The sequence below is a fragment of the Cobetia sp. Dlab-2-AX genome (genome assembly GCF_024124625.1).
GTDB lineage: Bacteria > Pseudomonadota > Gammaproteobacteria > Pseudomonadales > Halomonadaceae > Cobetia.
On the sequence record NZ_JAMXRV010000002.1, the window covers coordinates 176692 to 196376 of the forward strand.

At 61.4% G+C, this 19685-nt stretch carries 13 protein-coding genes; 8 read left to right on the forward strand and 5 right to left on the reverse strand.

Annotated features, from left to right (window positions below; genetic code table 11):
• The first annotated feature begins 170 nt into the window (after positions 1-170).
• From uca to NH396_RS03895, 4 genes are all read left to right on the forward strand, one after another.
• Entirely contained in the window at positions 171-4025 is a 3855-nt protein-coding gene (gene uca / locus NH396_RS03880) for an urea carboxylase (protein ID WP_253061825.1), read from the forward strand.
• On the forward strand, positions 4025-5857 hold the full coding sequence (gene atzF / locus NH396_RS03885; protein ID WP_253061827.1) for an allophanate hydrolase: 1833 nt from the start codon (positions 4025-4027) through the stop codon (positions 5855-5857). Before uca ends, atzF begins: the two co-directional genes overlap by 1 nt.
• A 357-nt stretch (positions 5858-6214) precedes the next feature.
• Positions 6215-8410 carry a TonB-dependent siderophore receptor gene (locus tag NH396_RS03890; protein ID WP_253061829.1) on the forward strand — a complete coding sequence of 732 codons (2196 nt, stop codon included), beginning with the start codon at positions 6215-6217 and terminating at the stop codon, positions 8408-8410.
• A 182-nt stretch (positions 8411-8592) separates the two neighbouring features.
• Positions 8593-9594 carry an ABC transporter substrate-binding protein gene (locus NH396_RS03895; protein ID WP_253061831.1) on the forward strand — a complete coding sequence of 334 codons (1002 nt, stop codon included), beginning with the start codon at positions 8593-8595 and terminating at the stop codon, positions 9592-9594.
• A 170-nt stretch (positions 9595-9764) separates the two neighbouring features.
• Here the strand turns inward: NH396_RS03895 and NH396_RS03900 are convergent, their stop codons facing one another.
• Both NH396_RS03900 and NH396_RS03905 read right to left on the reverse strand, forming a co-directional pair.
• Positions 9765-10448 (reverse strand): type 1 glutamine amidotransferase domain-containing protein, encoded by a 684-nt coding sequence (locus NH396_RS03900; protein WP_176676848.1) that lies wholly within the window; start codon positions 10446-10448, stop codon positions 9765-9767.
• A 259-nt stretch (positions 10449-10707) separates the two neighbouring features.
• Positions 10708-11412, reverse strand: coding sequence for an SDR family oxidoreductase (locus NH396_RS03905; RefSeq protein ID WP_253061833.1), 705 nt, complete (start codon positions 11410-11412; stop codon positions 10708-10710).
• A gap of 186 nt (positions 11413-11598) precedes the next feature.
• Here NH396_RS03905 and NH396_RS03910 point away from each other — a divergent pair, with 186 nt between their 5' ends.
• The gene (locus NH396_RS03910) at positions 11599-12525 is read left to right on the forward strand and encodes a LysR substrate-binding domain-containing protein (protein WP_253061835.1); all 927 of its coding nucleotides are present in this window, start codon (positions 11599-11601) and stop codon (positions 12523-12525) included.
• A gap of 139 nt (positions 12526-12664) precedes the next feature.
• Here NH396_RS03910 and NH396_RS03915 read toward each other — a convergent pair whose 3' ends face one another.
• A complete protein-coding gene (locus NH396_RS03915; RefSeq protein ID WP_253061837.1) occupies positions 12665-14857 on the reverse strand; it encodes an OsmC domain/YcaO domain-containing protein in 2193 nt (730 codons plus the stop codon).
• 400 nt (positions 14858-15257) lie between these two features.
• On the opposite strand from NH396_RS03915, the gene NH396_RS03920 reads away from it, so the two are divergent.
• Both NH396_RS03920 and NH396_RS03925 read left to right on the forward strand, forming a co-directional pair.
• A complete protein-coding gene (locus tag NH396_RS03920; protein ID WP_253061839.1) occupies positions 15258-15749 on the forward strand; it encodes a hypothetical protein in 492 nt (163 codons plus the stop codon).
• A 70-nt stretch (positions 15750-15819) separates the two neighbouring features.
• The gene (locus NH396_RS03925) at positions 15820-16266 is read left to right on the forward strand and encodes a LysR substrate-binding domain-containing protein (RefSeq protein WP_253061841.1); all 447 of its coding nucleotides are present in this window, start codon (positions 15820-15822) and stop codon (positions 16264-16266) included.
• A gap of 58 nt (positions 16267-16324) precedes the next feature.
• Here NH396_RS03925 and NH396_RS03930 read toward each other — a convergent pair whose 3' ends face one another.
• On the reverse strand, positions 16325-17239 hold the full coding sequence (locus NH396_RS03930) for a LysR family transcriptional regulator (RefSeq protein ID WP_253061843.1): 915 nt from the start codon (positions 17237-17239) through the stop codon (positions 16325-16327).
• Between the two features lie 144 nt (positions 17240-17383).
• Between NH396_RS03930 and NH396_RS03935 the strand changes: the two genes are divergently transcribed.
• On the forward strand, positions 17384-18541 hold the full coding sequence (locus NH396_RS03935) for an L-dopachrome tautomerase-related protein (RefSeq protein ID WP_253061845.1): 1158 nt from the start codon (positions 17384-17386) through the stop codon (positions 18539-18541).
• Positions 18542-18770: 229 nt separating this feature from the next.
• Here NH396_RS03935 and NH396_RS03940 read toward each other — a convergent pair whose 3' ends face one another.
• Positions 18771-19580 carry an SDR family NAD(P)-dependent oxidoreductase gene (locus NH396_RS03940; RefSeq protein WP_253061847.1) on the reverse strand — a complete coding sequence of 270 codons (810 nt, stop codon included), beginning with the start codon at positions 19578-19580 and terminating at the stop codon, positions 18771-18773.
• Positions 19581-19685: the final 105 nt, after the last annotated feature.

The window sequence follows — 19685 nt, forward strand, 5'->3', positions numbered from 1 at the left end:
TAAAGCTGCACCGAAGCATTCGAATACGACAAGACACGGCCGAGCCACACCTGACGATGTCATCTCTTCTGCATCACTCGTCAGCCCTCAAGGCTCCGCCCGGCTACCGGACGACCGGCAGCTCACAGTTTGAAGGCGGGACGACCCGCCGCCGGAAGGATGACTCCGTCATGTTCCACAAGGTCCTGATTGCCAACCGTGGCGCCATCGCCACCCGAATCCAGCGCACACTGCGTGCCCTCGGTGTCCAGAGCGTCGCCGTCCACGCAGAAGCCGATCGTGAATCCCCCTTCGTGCGCGACGCCGATGAAGCCTACTGCCTCGGCGAAGGTGCCGCCGCCGAGACCTATCTCGACATCGACAAGCTGATCGCCATCGCCCACGAGAGCGGCGCCCAGGCCGTCCATCCGGGCTACGGATTCCTGTCCGAGAACACCCGCTTCATTCAGGCCTGTGACGCCGCCGGCCTGGTCTTCCTCGGCCCGACCGTCGAGCAGATCCACGCCTTCGGCCTCAAGCACGAGGCGCGTACCATCGCCGAGAATGCCGGCGTACCGCTGGTACCCGGTACCGGCCTGCTCGACGACGTCGAGAGCGCACTGAGCGAGGCCGCACGTATCGGCTATCCGGTGATGCTCAAGTCCACCGCCGGCGGCGGCGGCATCGGCATGCAGGTCTGTGACGACGAAGCCTCCCTCAGCCGCGCCTTCGATTCGGTCAAGGGGCTGGGCGAGCGCAACTTCGGGGATGGCGGCGTCTTCCTCGAGGCGTATATTGCCCGCGCCCGCCATCTGGAGGTGCAGCTGTTCGGTGATGGTGAAGGCACGGTGATCGCGCTGGGGGAGCGCGACTGCTCCAGTCAGCGCCGCCACCAGAAGGTCATCGAGGAATGCCCGGCCCCCGACCTGCCAAAGCGCGTTCGCGAAGACATGATCGCCACCGCCATCCGCCTGGGCGAAGCCGTCAATTACCGCAGCGCCGGTACCGTAGAATTCATCTATGACGCCGAGCGTCAGGCCTTCTACTTCCTGGAGGTCAATACCCGCCTGCAGGTCGAGCACGGCGTCACCGAGCTTGTATGGGGCGTGGACATCGTCGCCTGGATGCTCAAGCTGGGCGCCGGTGAACTGGGCAGTCTGCGCGAGCTGGTCGCCCCGCTCACGCCGCGTGGCCACGCCATGCAGGCACGCGTCTATGCCGAGAATCCACAGCACGACTTCCGCCCCTCAAGCGGCCTGCTCACCGAGGTGGAGTTCGCCAATGACGCCGTGACCGCCGCCCTCACCGAGGGCAGCCAGCTGCGAGTGGATCACTCCATCGAGGCCGGTTTCGAGGTCCCCGCCTGGTTCGACCCGATGCTGGCCAAGGTGATGGTGCACGCCCCGACCCGCGAGCAGGCGCGTGGCGATCTCTCCAATGCGCTTGCGGCCTCTCGCCTCTATGGCATCGAGACCAACCGCCAGTGGCTGTCGCACCTGCTGGAAGACCCGCGCTTTTTCAATGTCGAGATCTACACCCGCTGGCTGGAAGGCCTCGAATGGGACGCGCCGACCTTTGAAGTGATCGCTCCCGGTACCCTGACCACCGTGCAGGACATGCCGGGTCGCCAGGGCCACTGGGATGTGGGCGTGCCGCCCTCCGGCCCCTTCGATGACTACGCCTTCCGACTCGGCAATGCGCTGCTGGGCAACGCCGCCGATGCCGCAGGTCTCGAGATCACCCTCAATGGCCCGACGCTGCACTTCAATCGTGCCACGCGCGTGGTGCTGGCCGGTGCGCCCATGCCCGCCACGCTGTCCGTTTCAGCATCTGACGCCAGCTCCGCTAACTTGGCGACTCACGAGCTTGCCCTGTGGCAGGTGCACGAGATCGCCGCTGGCAGCACCCTGAGCCTGGGCAAGGTCGCCGCCGGCGCGCGCAGCTATCTGCTGATCGCCGGTGGCATCGACTGCCCGCAGTATCTGGGCTCGCGTGCGACCTTCACCCTCGGTCAGTTCGGCGGCCATGCCGGACGTGCGCTGCGCAGTGGCGACACCCTGCCGCTGGCGGATCTCGCCGAGTGCCACAAGCCCGCCCTGACCCAGCTGCCCGAGGCGCTGATTCCGCAGGGCGCCAGCATCATCGATGATGATCAAGGCAAGAAGGAACAAGGCAAGACAACGGGCCGCGAATGGCAGATCGGCGTGCTCTACGGTCCGCACGGTGCGCCGGACTTCTTCACCGAAGACGACATCAGCACCTTCTTCGGCCACCGCTGGGAAGTGCACTACAACTCCAGCCGCACCGGCGTGCGCCTGATCGGTCCGCGTCCGCAGTGGGCACGCGCCGACGGCGGCGAGGCCGGTCTGCATCCCTCCAACATCCACGACAACGCCTATGCCTTCGGCACCATCGACTTCACCGGCGACATGCCGGTCATCCTCGGCCCGGACGGCCCGTCACTGGGCGGCTTCGTGTGCCCGGCCACCGTGGTGCGCGCCGAACGCTGGAAGCTGGGCCAGCTAGCCGCCGGCGATCGCATCCGCTTCGTCGCGCTGACTCTGGAGGAAGCCCGCACAATCGAGGTGCAGCAGGATGCCGTGATCGCGGCCCTCGCCAATGGCCAGCTCGACGCACTTGAGTCACCTCTGGCGGCGACCAGCAACACACTGAGCGGCATTGCCACGCTGAGCGATATCGCCGAGCAACGTCCGCGTCCCGATGACTCGCCGGTGCTCAAGCGCCTCAGCGCCGAGCAAGGCGGCGAGCAGATCGTCTATCGCCGCGCCGGCGATGACTTCCTGCTGATCGAATTCGGCCAGATGGAACTGGATATCGCGCTGCGCTTCCGCGCCCATGCCTGGATGCTGTGGCTCAAGGAGCATCCGCTGCCCGGGCTGATGGAGATGACCCCGGGCATCCGCTCGCTGCAACTGCACTACGACCCGCGCAGCCTGACGCTCGCCACGCTGATGACGCACCTCGAACAGGCCGAGGTCGCGCTCAAGGATGTCGAGGACATCGAGATCGAGGCACGCACCGTGCATCTGCCGCTGTCCTGGGATGACCCGGCGTGTCAGCAGGCCATCGACAAGTACCAGCGCTCGGTGCGCCCGGACGCGCCCTGGTGCCCGAGCAACCTGGAGTTCATCCGCCGCATCAACGGCCTCGCCGATGAGGCCGCGGTGCGCGAGATCGTGCTCAATGCGCGCTATCTGGTGATGGGCCTCGGCGATGTCTATCTCGGCGCGCCGGTGGCAACGCCACTGGACCCGCGCCAGCGTCTGGTGACCACCAAGTACAACCCGGCACGCACCTGGACCGCCGAGAACTCGGTGGGCATCGGCGGCGCCTATCTGTGCGTGTACGGCATGGAAGGCCCCGGCGGCTATCAGTTCGTCGGTCGCACGCTGCAGATGTGGAATCGCTATCGCCGTACCGAACACTTCACCAGCCCGTGGCTGCTGCGCGTGTTCGATCAGCTGCGCTTCCACCCAGTCAGCCACGAGGCGCTCGAACAGATCCGTCGTGACCATCCCCAGGGACGCTACGACCTCAAGATCGAGAAGACCCGCTTCCGTCTCGCCGATTATCAGGCCCAGATCGCCGAGCATCAGGCCGAGACCGATGCCTTCCGTGAACGCCGTCAGGCGGCCTTCCAGCAGGAAATCGACGACTGGCATGCGCGCGGCCAGTTCACCTTCGAGGACCAGATCAACGAGGTGCAGGAAGCCGATAGCCTGAGCGATGACGAGCTGGGCATCGACACGCCGGTCACCGGCAGCCTGTGGAAACTGGAAGTCGCCGAGGGCGATATCGTCGAGGCCGGCCAGGTGGTGGCGCTGGTCGAGTCGATGAAGATGGAAGTCGAGATTCGCTCCCACGCTGCAGGCCGCGTCGTGCGCCTGCCGATCAAGGAAGGCAGTGGCGTCGCCCCCGGCCAGCCGCTGATCGTGCTGTCGACCGCCGTGGAAGCCACTGACACAGCTGATGCCAGCGCACCAGACAACGCCCAATCGACCCTGTCCTCCGAGGAGACGCTGTGATGATGACCCATACCCCGCACAATCTGAGCATCACGGCGCTGAGCAAGGCCTATCAGTCCGGTGAACTGACGCCGCGCCAACTGGTGAATGAACTGCTGGCCGCGCAATTTGAGCAGGACGCCGCCTGGATCACTCGCCTGAGCGTGGATGAGCTGGAGCCCTATCTGGCGCGTCTGGACGCCGTGGCGCCCGAGTCGCTGCCGCTCTACGGCATTCCCTTCGCGATCAAGGACAACATCGATCTCGCCGGCGTGACCACCACCGCCGGTTGCCCGGAATTCGCCTATACGCCAGACGATGACGCCTTCGTGGTCAAGCAGCTGATCGCGGCCGGCGCCATCCCGATGGGCAAGACCAATCTGGACCAGTTCGCCACCGGGCTGGTCGGTGAGCGCGCCCTGCCGGTCTACGGCACCCCGGCCAACGCCTTCGACCCCGCCTATGTGCCGGGTGGCTCCAGCAGTGGCTCCGCCGTCGTCACCGCCCAGGGCCAGGTCAGCTTCGCGCTGGGCACGGACACGGCGGGCTCCGGTCGGGTGCCGGCCTGTTTCAACAATCTGGTGGGCGTGAAGCCGACGCTCGGCCTGCTCAGCGCGGGCGGTGTGGTACCGGCCTGCGCCACCCTGGATACCATCTCCATCTTCGCGCTGGGCTGCGATGATGCCGCGCAGGTGCTGTCAGTCACCGCACAGTTCGATGCCGACAACCGCTGGGCGCGCGAGCATGACTTCGCCGTTCACGGCCAGGCCTATGGTGTGCTGCCGGACCTTGCCGGCCTGCGTATCGGCGTGCCGCCGCGTACCCAGTGGCACACCGATGCCGATTACAGCGGCTACATGGAAGCGGCAATTCGTCAGTGCAAGGCACTGGGAGCCGAGCTGGTCGAGCTGGATTGCAGCCCGCTGCTGGCCGCCGCGCGACTGCTGTATGAAGGCCCCTGGGTGGCGGAGCGTTATCACGCGGTGCGCGAGCTGATCGAGCGCAATCCCGAGGCGCTGCATCCGGTGACCCGCGAGATCACCCTCGGCGGCGCCTCGCCGCTGGCGGTGGATGCCTTCGATGCCCGCTATCAGCTGGCCGAATACCGCCGTCAGGCCGAGGCGCTGCTGGCGCAGGTGGACGTGATGCTGGCGCCGACTACCCCGCGTCTGCCCACCAAGGCGGAACTGGCCGAGGCGCCGATCGCGGTCAATTCGGAGCTGGGCACCTGGACCAACTTCATGAACCTGCTGGACCTGAGCGCACTGGCCGTGCCGGTCGGCTTCAACAGCCAAGGCCTGCCCGGCGGCGTGACGCTGTTCGCGCCCGCCTTCGAAGACCTGCAACTGCTCAGCATCGCCCGGCTGCTCGAGAAGGAATTCGCGCTGCCGCTGGGGGCCAGCGCGGTCGCCCGCCCCCAGGCACGTCTCGCCGACAGCGATCTGCCGATGGCGCAGAATGGCCGCCTCGAGATCGCCGTCTGCGGCGCACATCTCACTGGCATGCCGCTCAATCACCAGCTCACCCAGCGCGATGCACGCCTGGTCGCGCGCACTCACAGCGCCCCCCGCTACCGCCTCTATCAGCTGGACGATGCGACACCCGCCAAACCGGCCATGCTACGCGCCCCGCAAGACGGTACCAGCATCGCGCTGGAGGTCTGGTCGCTGCCCATCGCCAGTGTCGGCAGCTTCCTCGCTGGCATCCCCTTCCCGCTGGGCCTGGGCCAGATCGAACTCGAAGATGGCCGCTGGGTCGCGGGCTTCATCTGCTCGGTCTCCGCTGACAGCGGCGTACCGATGACGGACATCAGCGAATACGGCGGCTGGAAGGCGTGGGTGGAGCGCGAGTGAGCGCGCCGTAACCCCTGATCCAAAACCCTCAGCTGCCCTGCACCACAAGCTAAAGAGCGATAGCCCAGGAGCAACAGGCCTGAAACCAAACGCCCCGCGACCGGATGAACGGTCGCGGGGCGTTTCAGTATGACGCTTGCATGCGTGGAACGCGTGGCCTGTATGAGTGGCCCCGTAGCTGTCTCTGGCCTGCCGCATGACCAGCCCCATCACCCGATAGCATCACGCCGGGCTCATGAAGTTCCCCGAAATTTTCATTCTTGGCATCCCGCAAAGCGTGTCTGGCATTTCGCAAAACAAAAGTGCCGCCAGCGGGTAAATAATAATGATTATTATAAACAATCAGGGAACACAGTCTTGGCTCACTCACTCCGCCGTCCAGGTTTCACCCGCTCACCACTCGCCCTCTCCATTGCGCTCGCGACCTCCTCACTGCTCAGTGCCACCGCCTTCGCGGATGAGACTCGCACGCTTGAGTCGATGACCATCGTCGGCGAAGCACAAACCGGCACTACAGAAGAGACACAGGCGTACACGGTCGGCTCCAGCACCAGTGCCAATGGCCTGACGCTGTCGCCGCGCGAGACACCGCAGTCTGTCAGCTTTCTGACCCGCCAACAGCTGGACGACGAGGCGCTGACCAGCACCACTGAAGCCGTCAAGCGCCTGCCGGGCGTATCCTCCAATCGCCTCGATGGCACACGCGCCAGCTTCCAGTCGCGCGGCTATACCATCCGCAATTTCCAGTTCGATGGCCAACAGAGCAACACCAGCGGCTTCTGGCCGTTCGGCGACGCCGAGTGGGACACCGCCATCTATGATCGCGTCGAGGTGGTCCGCGGGGCCACCGGCCTGATGACAGGCGTCGGCGACCCCTCCGCCACCGTCAACTTCGTGCGCAAGAAGCCGCTGGACGAAGCCGCGGCCAGCGTGACAGGCGCTGTCGGCAGCTGGGACCGACGACGTGGCGTGGTGGATGTCAGCACGCCGCTGGATGATGCCGGCAAGGTCGGCGTGCGCTTCGTGGCCGCCAAGGACCGCTCCGACAGCTTCATGGATGATGTCGAGAATGACCGCGAGACCCTCTACGGCGTGATCGCCGCTGAATTGACGCCGGACACCGAGCTGAACGTCGGGGTCGAGTATCAGCGCTACGACCAGGACGGTGCCTATCTGGGCGTGCCGCTCTACTACACCGACGGCACGCGCACCGACTTCGATCAGTCGACCGCCAACAACACCGAGTGGGCGCACTTCTTCACCGAGAATACGCGCGGCTTCGCCGACCTGACCCACTACTTCTCCAACGGCTGGAAGGCGACCGCCGCCTATAGTCATGGCGATGCCAACTACGGCCTGACCTACAACTACCGTGGCGGCTATGTGGATCGTGACAACGGCATCCTCTACTACGACACCAATCGCCAGGTGCCAACGGCCTCCTATCTGGTCGACTACCGCGGGGACCGCACCCAGAAGAATCTCAACCTGAGTGCCGAGGGCCCCTTCGAGCTGTTTGGCCGTGAGCACCAGCTGGGCTTCGGCTACATGCAGCTCAAGGAAGAGTACGAGATCTGGAGCCGCACCCCGGCGGGCAGCGTACCGGCGCTGGGCAGCTTCACTGATCGTGACGACCCGGCACTGGCCGAGCCCGAATGGGGCGAGTGGGGCCTGACGGACGACACCGAGACCCAGCAGGAAGGCTTCTACGCCGTCACGCGTTTCTCGCTGGCAGACCCCGTGCACTTGATCCTCGGTGCCCGCCTGACGGATTGGGAGATCGACCAGGACTATCGCGGTGAGCGCAGCTACGAGTACAACGACGAGTTCACGCCCTATGCCGGCCTGATCGTCGATATCACCGACAACCTCACCGCCTACACGAGCTATACGCAGATCTTCAACACCCAGAGTGAGCGTGCCCCCGATGGCGCCCTGCTCGACCCGCTGGAAGGCACCAGCTATGAAGCGGGCCTGAAGGCCGAGCTGTTCGATGACCGCGCCGACGTGTCCTTCGCCGTCTTCCGCAGCGAGCAGGACAATCTGGCCGTCGAGATTCCGGGCGTCTATGTCGAAGGCACCACCGATCAGGCCTATACCGAGTCAGACGGTGCCGTGGTCGAAGGCTTCGAGCTGGAAGTGGCCGGTGAAGTCGCGCCGGGCATCAACCTCTCCGCCAGCTACGCACTGGTGGATGCCGAGGACTCCGATGGCACCCAGCTCAATACCAGCTATCCGCGCCAGCAGGCCAAGGTCTATGCCACCTGGCAGCTGCCCGGCGACTGGTCACGCCTGACCCTGGGCGCCGGCGGCACCTGGCAGGGGGATACCTACAAGGAGACCGACACGCCCACCGGTACCGCCAAGGTCGGCCAAGGCGATGTCTTCCTCGCCAACGCCATGGCGCGCTATCGCTTCAATGACAACTTCAGCACCCAGCTCAACGTGTCCAACCTCTTCGATGAGGAGTACTACACGCAGCAGGGCTTCTACAGCCAGTACCTGTACGGCGCGCCGCGTAGTGCGTTGCTAAGCATGACCTACGACTTCTGAGTCGAGCATTCCCTGTAGGAACCTTCTCTGTATCCGACGACCAGACAGGCCCTCACCGACAGGGTCTGTCTGGTCTCATCTTGATGGCGGTATTCACCGCGACACGATCACAAAAGGATTCTCCCTTGCGACGCACGCGACTTTCCTGCGCCATTGGCCTGGCCGTCATGGCCACTTGTTTCATGCCTGCCGCCCAGGCACACGAGTCACACTCTTCACAGGCTGACACCCACACCTCCTCGCCTGCCCGAGATGTCACCGAGACAACGGCTCAGTATCCACTCACGATCCAGCATGCTTTCGGCACCACCGTCATCGAGAATAAGCCCCAACGTATCGCCACCGTCGCCTGGGCCAATCATGAAGTGCCGTTGGCACTGGGCGTCGTGCCGGTGGGCTTCCCCCGCCAGGGGTTCGGAGATGATGATGGCGACGGCATGATGCCGTGGGTCAAGACACGTCTCGAGGCCTTGGGCGGGGATGCCTCTGTGTTGCGTGAGGATGGCAGAACCCCCGATATCGAGGCACTGGCAGCGAGCAAACCGGATGTCATTCTCGCTGCCTACTCAGGATTGAGCGAAGACGATTATGCAAGACTCAGCGAGATAGCCCCCGTGGTGGCTCGCCCGGGCCCGCGCTGGTCTTCCAGCTGGCGTGACATGATTCGCCTCGACAGTGCCGGCATGGGCATGGCTGCCGAGGGCGAAGCGCTGATCGAGCGTCTCGAGGCGCAGGTCGCCGAGAATGTCGCAAGCCATCCGGAGATCCAGGGCAAATCGGCGATCATTCTGCGCTATATCGATCCCGAAGATCCGACCCGGATCGCCTTCTACAACGACAACGATACTCGGCTGCGCTTCCTTGCCGAGCTGGGGCTGACCTCCCCGTCCTTCGTGTCGGCAAGTGCCAGCGACGGCAAGATCGGCGGGCGGGTGCCCCCGCAGCAACTGGCGGAACTGGCCGACGTCGATATCCTCCTGACCTATGGCGGCCAGGCGCTGATCGAGCGCCTCAACCAGCACCTCGCGGACAATGACCTGCCTACCTTCAGCAATGACAGGGTCATCCTGCTGGAGAATGACCCGATGGGCACGGCGGCCAACCCGACACCGCTCTCGATGCCGGCAGTGCTGGATGCCTATATCGCCGAGCTGTCACGTGCCGCAGAAGCCGCGAAGGGCTGATGACGGCTGGCTCGTTCTGCTGGCTCGCTGCAATGGCTCATTTCAAGAGCTCATTCCAATGGCCCGGACAGCTGGACCGGACGAGCGCAGATGAGTCCCGCCTGATAGACAAAAACCCCGCGACCGGTGACCCGGTCGCGGGGTTTTTCATGGAGCCTGCACTCGCCGACTTACTTCTTGAGGCTGTCGATCAGCAACTCGGCGACACCTTCGGAAGACATCGGATTCTGACCGGTGATGATCAGGCCATCCTGGATCGCGAAGGAGGTGAAATCGGCCTTCTTCTCATAGATGCCGCCTTTCTGCTGCAAGGCATCTTCGACCAGGAACGGCACGACATTGGTGAGACCGACGCTTTCTTCTTCGCCATTGGTGAAGCCGGTGACACGCACGCCATCCACGAAGGGAGTGCCATCAGGCTTGCGGGCGTTCAGCAGCACTGCCGGGGCGTGGCAGACGGAGCTGACCGGCTTGCCAGCCGCATGGAACTGCTCGATCAGACGGATGGAATCCGCGTCGTTGGTCAGGTCCCACAGCGGACCGTGGCCGCCCGGGTAGAAGATGGCGTCGAAGTCTTCGACCTTCATGTCTGCCAGTACGGCGGTGGTGGCGAGATCCTGCTGAGCAGCGGCATCCTTGTCGAAGCGACGCGTGGCATCCGTCTGGAAATCCTCGCCTTGGCTTGCCGGGTCCAGCGGCGGCTGACCGCCCTTGGGAGAGGCCAGCGTCACCTCGATGCCGGCGTCCTTCATGACGTAGTAGGGAGCCGCCAGCTCTTCCAGCCAGAAGCCCGTCTTCTTGCCCGTGTCACCCAGCGTATCGTGGGAGGTCACTACTACCAGAACCTTGCTCATGTTGCTCTCCTCTACGTGCGGGATAGCCCGCAATGGTCACTTCACGAAAGATGTCGGCGACGTGATGGTCACCACGTGATGGTCACTAAATGGTGCTTGCCCTGTGTTGAATCAAGCCTACTGCTCTAATCATCATCGTCATAATCGATAGTCCGGATAGCCACTATCATTGAGATAAATAGTGTGCATGTCGCTCAGCTCAAGATGGCCATGCTCATCCGTTGTAGCAGATCAGCTGTGAAAGGCCTGGCTTGCCAGATCAGTAAGTTGGCATCAGATGCACTTCGCGGATATTGGCACGCGGCGAGGCGCTGATGGCGTAGAGCACGGCATCCGCCACATCCTGCGGGTCCAGCTTGTCCGGCTTGGGCTGGTCGAAGAAGGCGGTATTGACCATGCCCGGGGTGATGGTGGTGCAGCGGCCTTGCCACTCGGCCATTTCCATTGCCAGGTTCTGCCCGAAGCCGTAGGCGAACCACTTGCTGGAGCTGTAGATGGAGCCCGCATGGTTGGCGCGGCCGGCCACGGAGCTGGTGAGGATGAAGTGACCTTTGCTCTCTCTCAGATGCGGCAGGGTCGCGTGGGCGGTCCACAGCAGCGCATTGATATTGATGTCGACGACTCGCTTCCACTCTTCGGGATCGCCATTCTCGGTGCCTGGCTGGCTGACGCCGGTGCCGGCATTGGCGAATGCCACATCCAGACGCCCATGATGAGCGACGGCCTGCTCGACGACCTTGGCGAGCTGATCGTAGTCCGTCGCATCGGCGGCGATCGCCAGCACCTTGTCGTTGCCCAGTTCATCAACGAGCGCATCGAGGCGCTCCTTGCGACGGGCAGTCGCGACGACCTTGTGCCCGGCCTTGACCAGTGTACGTGCGGTGGCCTCACCGATACCGCTGGAGGCACCGGTGATCAGCACGATCTTTTCCCCTTCGACTTGTGTCCGCTTCACATCATTCATGGCTCACTCCTGAGGGTCGCTTGGATCACTCGACGTGTTCTGATCACTCGTCATGCTTGATCACTACCCTACCGCCTGAGCTCGCCATCGTGATAATCGATAGTGCAGATAGCTGCTATCATCCAGACAAATAGTGCTCACTCGCCCGAGTGCAGCCGAGATACTCCGCCTGCTCTGGTAGTCATCATGAAGCTCAACTACGACCTCAACCTCCTGCGCACCTTCCATGCGCTGTATCTCGAGCAGAACGTCACCCGCGCCGGCGAGCGTCTGCACCTGAGTCAGCCCTCGGTGAGCGCGGCGCTTTCCAGGCTGCGCGAGCTGTTCAATGACCCGCTGTTCATCCGCGACCGCCAGCGCATGCGCCCTACCGAGAAGGCCGACCACCTGTTCCCGACCATCGAGGCGGCGCTGACCGACCTCGATGGTCTGATCAACAGCGAGCGGCACTTCGACCACACCACCGAAGGCCGTCATTTCGAGATCGCCGCCAACGATTACTTCGAGGTGCTGATACTGCCGCAACTGGCGACGATCCTGCGTGAACAGGCGCCGGGCATCACCCTTCAGGTACTCCGCCTCTCGCAGGACATGAGCGAGGCCGGCGTGATGAGCGGCACGACGGACCTCGCCTTCGGGCGTCAGGTCGATCCGCCCGAGAATCTGGTGGTCAGGGAGGTGATCACGGAAGGCATCGATTGTCTGGTCGGCAACGGCCATCCGCTATTGGAGCGTCTGGATGATGAAGGCCGCATGACAAAGGCGGACTTCGAGCAGCACGCCCATGTGCTGGTGCAACCCCATACCCGCCTGAAAAGCGGCATCTTCAAGCAGCTCGAGGGCCAGGGGCTCAAGCGTGAGGTAGCCCTGGCGGTCACCTACTTCATGGCCGTGCCCTCCCTGCTGGAGCGCTCGCCACTGATCGCGAGCCTGCCCACCGGGCTATGCCAGCACTTCTGTCGTCAGTTCGCCGTCACCCGTGTGGCGCCACCCGTCGCCTTCGCCTCCTTCCCCTTCCACTTGAGCTGGCATCGCCGCTATCAGAAGGACCCGGCGCACCGCTGGATCCGCGAGCAGATCATCGAATGCTGTCAGCGTCTGGCACAGGGATAGCAGGTCCTGGCCTGAGCCACTGGTACGCGCACCCAAACACCCGGAAACGAAAACGGCCCCTCACCATTCGGTGAGGGGCCGTTCTTTTCATGCCGCAGGTCGTGCCACGGGTCGTGCCACAGGACTCAGCAAGCGAGCATCAGGCCTGTTTGGCCGCCAGGGCAGCACGATGGGCGTGCAGCTTCTGGCAGCTTTCGATCAGACGCAGATGGCGATCCAGCCCTTCCAGCTGCATGTTGGTGGGCTCCAGACCATGGAAGCGCACCTCACCCTGCACGGAGCCGACCACGGCAGCCATGGTGTCTTCACCGAACATGCGGCGGAAGTTGTAGAGGTAGTCCTCAAGCTCCAGCTCATCGTCGAGGGTAATCTCCAGCACCGCCTTCATGGCCTGATAATAGAGGCCGCGCACGACGGTATTGTCGTTGTACTGCAGGAACATCTCGACACGATCCAGCGCATCCTCGTGCTGACCCAGCGCGAGATTGATCATCAGTTTCAGCTCGAGAATCGTCAGCTGACCCCAGATGGTGTTCTCGTCGAACTCGATGCCGATCAGCGTCTTGATGTCCATGTGCTCATCAAGCTGGCTCTCTTCGAGACGCTCGCCCAGGTCCGCCAGCTGATCGTCGTCGAGACGATGCAGATTGAGGATGTCCTCGCGGTAATCCAGCGCCATGTTGGTGTTGTCCCACACCAGGTCCTCGACCGGATAGACCTCGGAATAGCCCGGCACCAGGATACGGCACACCGGCGCGCCAAGATCCTCGTGCACCGCCATGTAGGACTCCTTGCCGATCTCATCGAGGATACCGAACAGGTTGGCGACTTCTTCTTCATTGCTGCCGGAGAAGTCCCACTCGACGAACTCGATGTCGGTCTTCGAGCTGAAGAAGCGCCAGGAAACGAGGCCCGAGGAGTCGATGAAGTGCTCGACGAAGTTGTTCGGCTCGGAGACGGCCAGCGAATTGAAGGTCGGCGGCATGAAGTCGTTGAGCCCTTCGAAGCTGCGGCCCTGCATCAGCTCGGTCAGGCTGCGCTCGACGGCGACTTCAAAGCTCGGGTGCGCACCGAAGGAGGCGAAGACACCGCCGGTCTTGGGGTTCATCAGCGTGACGCAGGCCACCGGGAATTGGCCGCCCAGCGAGGCATCCTTGACCAGAATCGGGAAGCCCTGGGCTTCCAGCGCCTCGATGCCCTCGACGATCTGCGGGTACTTGGCCAGCACCTCCTGCGGCACGTCCGGCAGCGTCAGTTCCTGCTCGAGAATCTCGCGCTTCACCGCGCGCTCGAAGATTTCGGACAGACACTGCACCTGGGCTTCCGGCAGTGTGTTGCCGGCGCTCATGCCGTTGCTGAGATACAGGTTCTCGATCAGGTTGGACGGGAAGTAGATCGTCTCACCGTCCGAGCGACGAGTGAACGGCAGGGACACGATGCCACGGTCCGCACGGCCGGAATTGGTGTCGATCAGGTTGGAACCACCCAGCTCGCCGTCCGGATTGAAGATCTCGAGACAGTAATCGTCCAGCACGCCTTCCGGGATCTCGTCGTTCGGGCCCGGCTGGAACCACTTCTCGTTCGGGTAGTGCACGAACTCGCTGTCAGCGATGGCTTCGCCGAAGAACTGATCGTTGTAGAAGAAGTTGCAGCTCAGACGCTCGATGAACTCACCCAGGGCCGAGCACAGTGCGCTCTCCTTGGTCGAGCCCTTGCCGTTGGTGAAGCACATCGGCGAGGCGGCATCACGAATGTGCAGCGACCAGACGTGCGGCACAATGTTGCGCCAGGAGGCGATCTCGATCTTCATGCCGAGATCATTCAGCAGGCCCGTCATGTTGGCGATGGTCTGCTCCAGCGGCAGGTCCTTGCCTTCGATCCAGGTGCTCTGCCCTTCCGGCGGCTCCGCCATCAGCAATGCCTGAGCATCCTCGTCGAGGTTGTCGACCGTCTCGATCTCGAAGCCCGGGCCGGTCTGGACGACCTTCTTCACCGTGCAACGCTCGATGGAGCGCAGGATGCCCTGGCGGTCCTTGTCGGAGAGGTCTTCCGGCAGCTCCACCTGGATCTTGAAGATCTGGTTGTAGCGGTTCTCCGGGTCGACGATGTTGTTCTGCGACAGGCGGATGTTCTCGGTCGGGATGTCCCGCGCCACGCAGTACACCTTCACGAAGTACGCCGCGCACAGCGCCGACGACGCCAGGAAGTAGTCGAACGGGCTCGGCGCCGACCCATCACCCTTGTAGCGGATGGGCTGATCGGTGATGACCGTGAAGTCGTCGAATTTCGCCTCGAGCCTCAGGTTGTCGAGAAAGTTGACCTTGATTTCCATGAACGATGCACCGCTGTGAAGAGTGTGGGCGCCAGCACGCCAGTCTGACGGCTACGCGATGGCCGCCATTATCCAGATTTTGGGGGCCTGCGTCGCGGGTGAGGAGAAAAGCGAAGCCAGCAACCTCCTGTAGCGTGGCGCATCGCTCACTGAGGTGAGGGCCCAGTGGTTTCGCAAAGGTACGACATGCCTAAAACTAGAAAATACAACTATTGACTATTCAATCCAGTTACCTCAGGTAATTCCCCCGAGGAATCAAGGCACATAATGAAGCTGCACACCCAAGTCTAGATTTGACTAGCACCCTTTCATATGCCAATGCTAACATCCTTATAGACCAGCGACTGGTCTTGAAATTCATAGATGCTGTAAACATAAAAAACATTACAAGGGAATTGAGATGTACAAGGCAATACTAGGTATTTCTGCTCTAGCTTTTCTTGCTGGCTGTGCGGGCCCTTCTGTCACACCACCCTCACCATTGACTGATGATCAGTCAAAGTCCTATAGCGCAAGCTATGATAGCGTCTGGGAAAGTACTGTAGACTGGTTTGCAATGAACAACATCCCCATTAAAAATATTGAAAAAGCGTCAGGCATAATCGGCTCTGAATATTCACTTGGCGCCAATTACTCTCAAGTAAATTGTGGCATCATCGATGGCGGTGATATGCACGTCGTCAAGGATGTCTCTGTTGTTGCCAACATAAACGTCATTGTCCGTAAAAGTGGGAACTTTACTACTGTACGCCCCAACGTATTCGGACATGGGAATGCTTCATTGATGGATGTTTGGAACGGTTATCCAACTAATATGAAGCTGGAAAACTGTGTGTCAACCGGTGAGCTGGAGAGAAGCCTGCAAACATATCTCTCTCAGCATTCTGGCTAAGGAACCATACACTTAATCCTAAAAAGGCACTGTCAATAACAGTGCCTTTTTCACATCTACTGCAATCTTGATGGGTACTGCCGGATCATCAGACCGCGGTATAACCACAGTCGGGTTGCGCGATGGAAAACTGCTGAACCTGAGCCCTTATGGGCGCTCTCAGGTCGCTGAGCATGTCGATTGGAGTGTCTGGTTATCCATTCACAATGTCGATATTGAAGATCTCACCATTGATAGCCAGCAGTATTTCAATTCCAACGACTACAATATGCTGGTGCAAATGGTACTGGACGACCAAGGTATCGCATTGAGCTGGCATCACCTTGTCGGACCACTGGTCGAAAAGGGGCGATTGGTCAAACCCGTTGCGCGGGATGTCGTGCTTGAAGAGACTCGCCACTACCTCGCCTATCGTGAAGACAAGCGCGACGATGAAGCTCTCAACCTCTTTCTCGAATGGTTCTATCGCGAAAGTGACACACATGCTCTCCAAGCCGTCGGGGATGTTGGCTCTTGAACCATGAACCTCCTAACAACAATTACTCGCTATCCCCGATTTTTGAGAGAAAACGGGCTCATGAGAATCCTGCCTCATTCAGCCATTGCGTCAGGCATTCGCTGAGATATCGCCTCAGTTCAACAATGGCAGGGCTCTGCATGCGTCGCTGGGGCACCAGGAAATGCAAAGGAGCATTCTCACCTTCCAGATGTGGCATGACCCTGATCAGGCGACCACTCGCAAGATCTTCGGCGGTGTCCAACCGCGAACGATAGATGATCCCCCTTCCCGCCAAAGCCCAGTGACGGGCGACCTCGCCATCATTGGCAATTCGCCGCCCGGTAATGCGCACTTCCCTGGGCTTGTCGTTTTCGTAGAGCCGCCAACGATCATGTACCCGCTCCCCCACCATGTAGGGAATGCAATCATGCTCGTGAAGCGCTTCCAGGTGATCGGGAGTTCCATGGCGCGACAGATAATCCGGGGCGGCACATAGTACTCGAGGATTGGATTTCACCAATGGCATGGCGATCAAGGAAGAGTTTTCCAATTCACCATAACGGATGACGGCATCGACATTCTCACGGTGAAGGTCAGTGCGCGCATCACTGAATAGAAGCCGCAGCTTCAGTGCGGTGTGGCACTCCATGAAGGTATCCAGCCAAGGGAGCAACCGATTACGGCCAAGATCCTCGGGTAGCGAGATCATCAGCGTTCCCTCCAACTTTCTCTCGCGATCCTGGATGAGGTGTACGCCCTCCTCTATCAGCGCAAGCGCTTGCTGACAGCGTTCATGAAAGACTGCGCCATTGCTCGTCAGGCGTAGATTACGCGTCGAGCGTACCAACAGAGGTGTCCCAACCTCTTTTTCAAGTCGCTGGAGCGCAGCACTGATAGCGGCAGGTGTGAGATGCAATTGCCGTGCAGCCTGACTCATGCTTCCCAGGCGCACGGTAACGACGAATATTCGAATGTCATGCATTGGTTTCATGAAGAGAGTCTTTCTTACAATTTTTTTTGAAAGTGCATACGCAATGCTAGGCATTCAAGCCAGTTCTGCCGGCAGCTAGACTACTGTGACTCCCCGTTGTTTCATCGGCAACGGCCACCCTGAACTTCCTGACGTGGGCTTCTCATGAATGCATCCCTCTCTCTTTCTCGCATGATACGCCGTACATTGCTGGGCACTAGCCTGGTCATCGCGACGACTGGCCTGACGACTCATGCCATGGCTGCAACCCAGGACCTCGCCAAATCACAAGGAGCCGACCACCAGTACGTCAAGGTGGCCCCATACAAAGGAGAGATTCGAAATGTGGCCACGCTTGATATCCGCCCGGGCAATGTCACCGTAACCCCAGAAGGCCGGATATTCTCAAGCATCCACTCAATGGACGGTGATCACGATGTCCAGCTGATCGAGATCACGGGGCAAAACAGCTATCGTGCCTGGCCCTCCGTGGCTCTGCAGACGCATGGCGGCCAGTATGGGGATGACACCATTGATGCGCCTCTCGGCACGATTCACGATGGCAAAGGTGGCCTGTGGGTCATCGATATGGGGGACCACATCGGCAAGACACGCCTGTGGGGGTTTGATATCGACACCGGGAATGTCATCGCGAAGATCACACTGCCCAGTGATATTGCCCCCGCCGGAAGCTTCGTTCAGGACTTGGCGGTGGACCGTGAACGGGGTGTCGCTTACCTGGCCGACCTTGCAAAGCCCGGGATCCTGACGGTAGATATCGATAGTGGTAAGGTCACACGCTTCAGCGACCACCCCTCGCTTGACGCTGAGCCGGATGCCGTGATGCGTATTGACGGCAAGAATATCCAATTCAATGGCCAACCTGCGAGTGTCGGCATCAACCCGATCACGTTATCCGCCGATCAAGAGACCGTCTATTTTGGTGCCATGAACGGGCTGCACTGGTACTCCGTTCCTGCCAAGCTGTTAAGAGACGGCGCGGAGCACGACGAGATCGCTGCTGCCATCGAAGTCGTCGGCCCCAAACCTGTTTCAGATGGTGCGGATACTGGCCCCAATGGTAACCACTACTTCACCAACTCCAACGAACACGGCATTGATGTACTGGATTCCAAGGGCAACCTCACCCCGCTGGTGAGAGATGAACGTCTGGATTGGCCGGATAGCGTGCGCTTGGCGTCAGATGGATGGTTGTATATCTCGGTCAATCAACTGGACAAGACACCTCCCTTCACCGGGGGAGCTGATGAGGGGAATGCACCCTATCACATCATGAAAGTCTGGGCCGGCAAACAACCATAATCGTCTATCAATCAGACTCTCACTCCCCACACATGATGCCCCGTTCGAAACATCGAGCGGGGCATCATTGCTTCATCAGGTAGATCGTTGCTTGAGAACTGTCACCGTTATCGATGGATTTACCGAAAGGGTATCTTCACAGACCTCCAGACACGACGCCCCGCCCACGCTGAGAGATCAGCATGAGCGGGGCGTCATATTGCAGCGTGACAACGGTTCGCGGTGCCCTTCAGCCCGCCATAGAGCCGAGCGTCTTCTCCATCGTCGCGACCACTTCACGGCACAGCGCATCATCGAGTGCGTCGGCGTGCGGCGGTGCGAATCGCTGGGCGTCGTTGTCGAAGTACTGACCATTGGCGCCGGCGAACTCCTCGTCCAATGCCGCACGCACCAGGATATCGGCACCGATGCCCAGGTCCTTGCCCGGCACGCCGAAGCCTTCCTTGACCATCTTGCTGGCCAGCAGAGAGCCCGGGTTGACCGCAATCAGGATAGGCCCCTGACCTCCCCAGTCCTGGGCAAGCGTGCGCGTCCACATGGTGATCGCGAGCTTGCTCTGGGCATAGGCCGCGTAGTGGTCATTGAACGCGACCTCGCCGGTCAAGGCCTTCAGGTCCACGGAGGATTGAGCCGCCGAGGACAGATTGACGACCCGTCCGGCCGGACGTAGTGCCGGCGCCAGTTTCTGGGTGAGCAGATAGGGGGCAAGGGTATTGACCACGAAACGCAGGTCGAGACCGTCAGCCGTCACGACGCTGGGGGCCTGGAAGACACCGGCATTGTTGATCAGGACATCCAGACTGGCGTTGGCCGCCAGCACGTCGCTTGCCAGTGAATCGATGGCGGCCAGGTCGGACAGGTCGGCCACGAACCCGGCGACACGCTCAGCCCCTGCCAGCGCCGCAAGTTCGGCGACGACGCCATTGACCTTCTGCTCGCTGCGCCCGTGGATCAGCACGCGATGGCCGCGCTCCAGCAGGACCTTGGCCGTGACCAGGCCGATGCCATCGGTAGAACCGGTGATAAGGATGGTTTTCATGCGCTCTCTCCTTGAAATGTCACACGACGCTTGAGACGCGAACGACAGGGTGTGCCGTAAGGCCACACCCTGTCGTTCATCTGTGCCAGCGCAGTGTCAGGATGA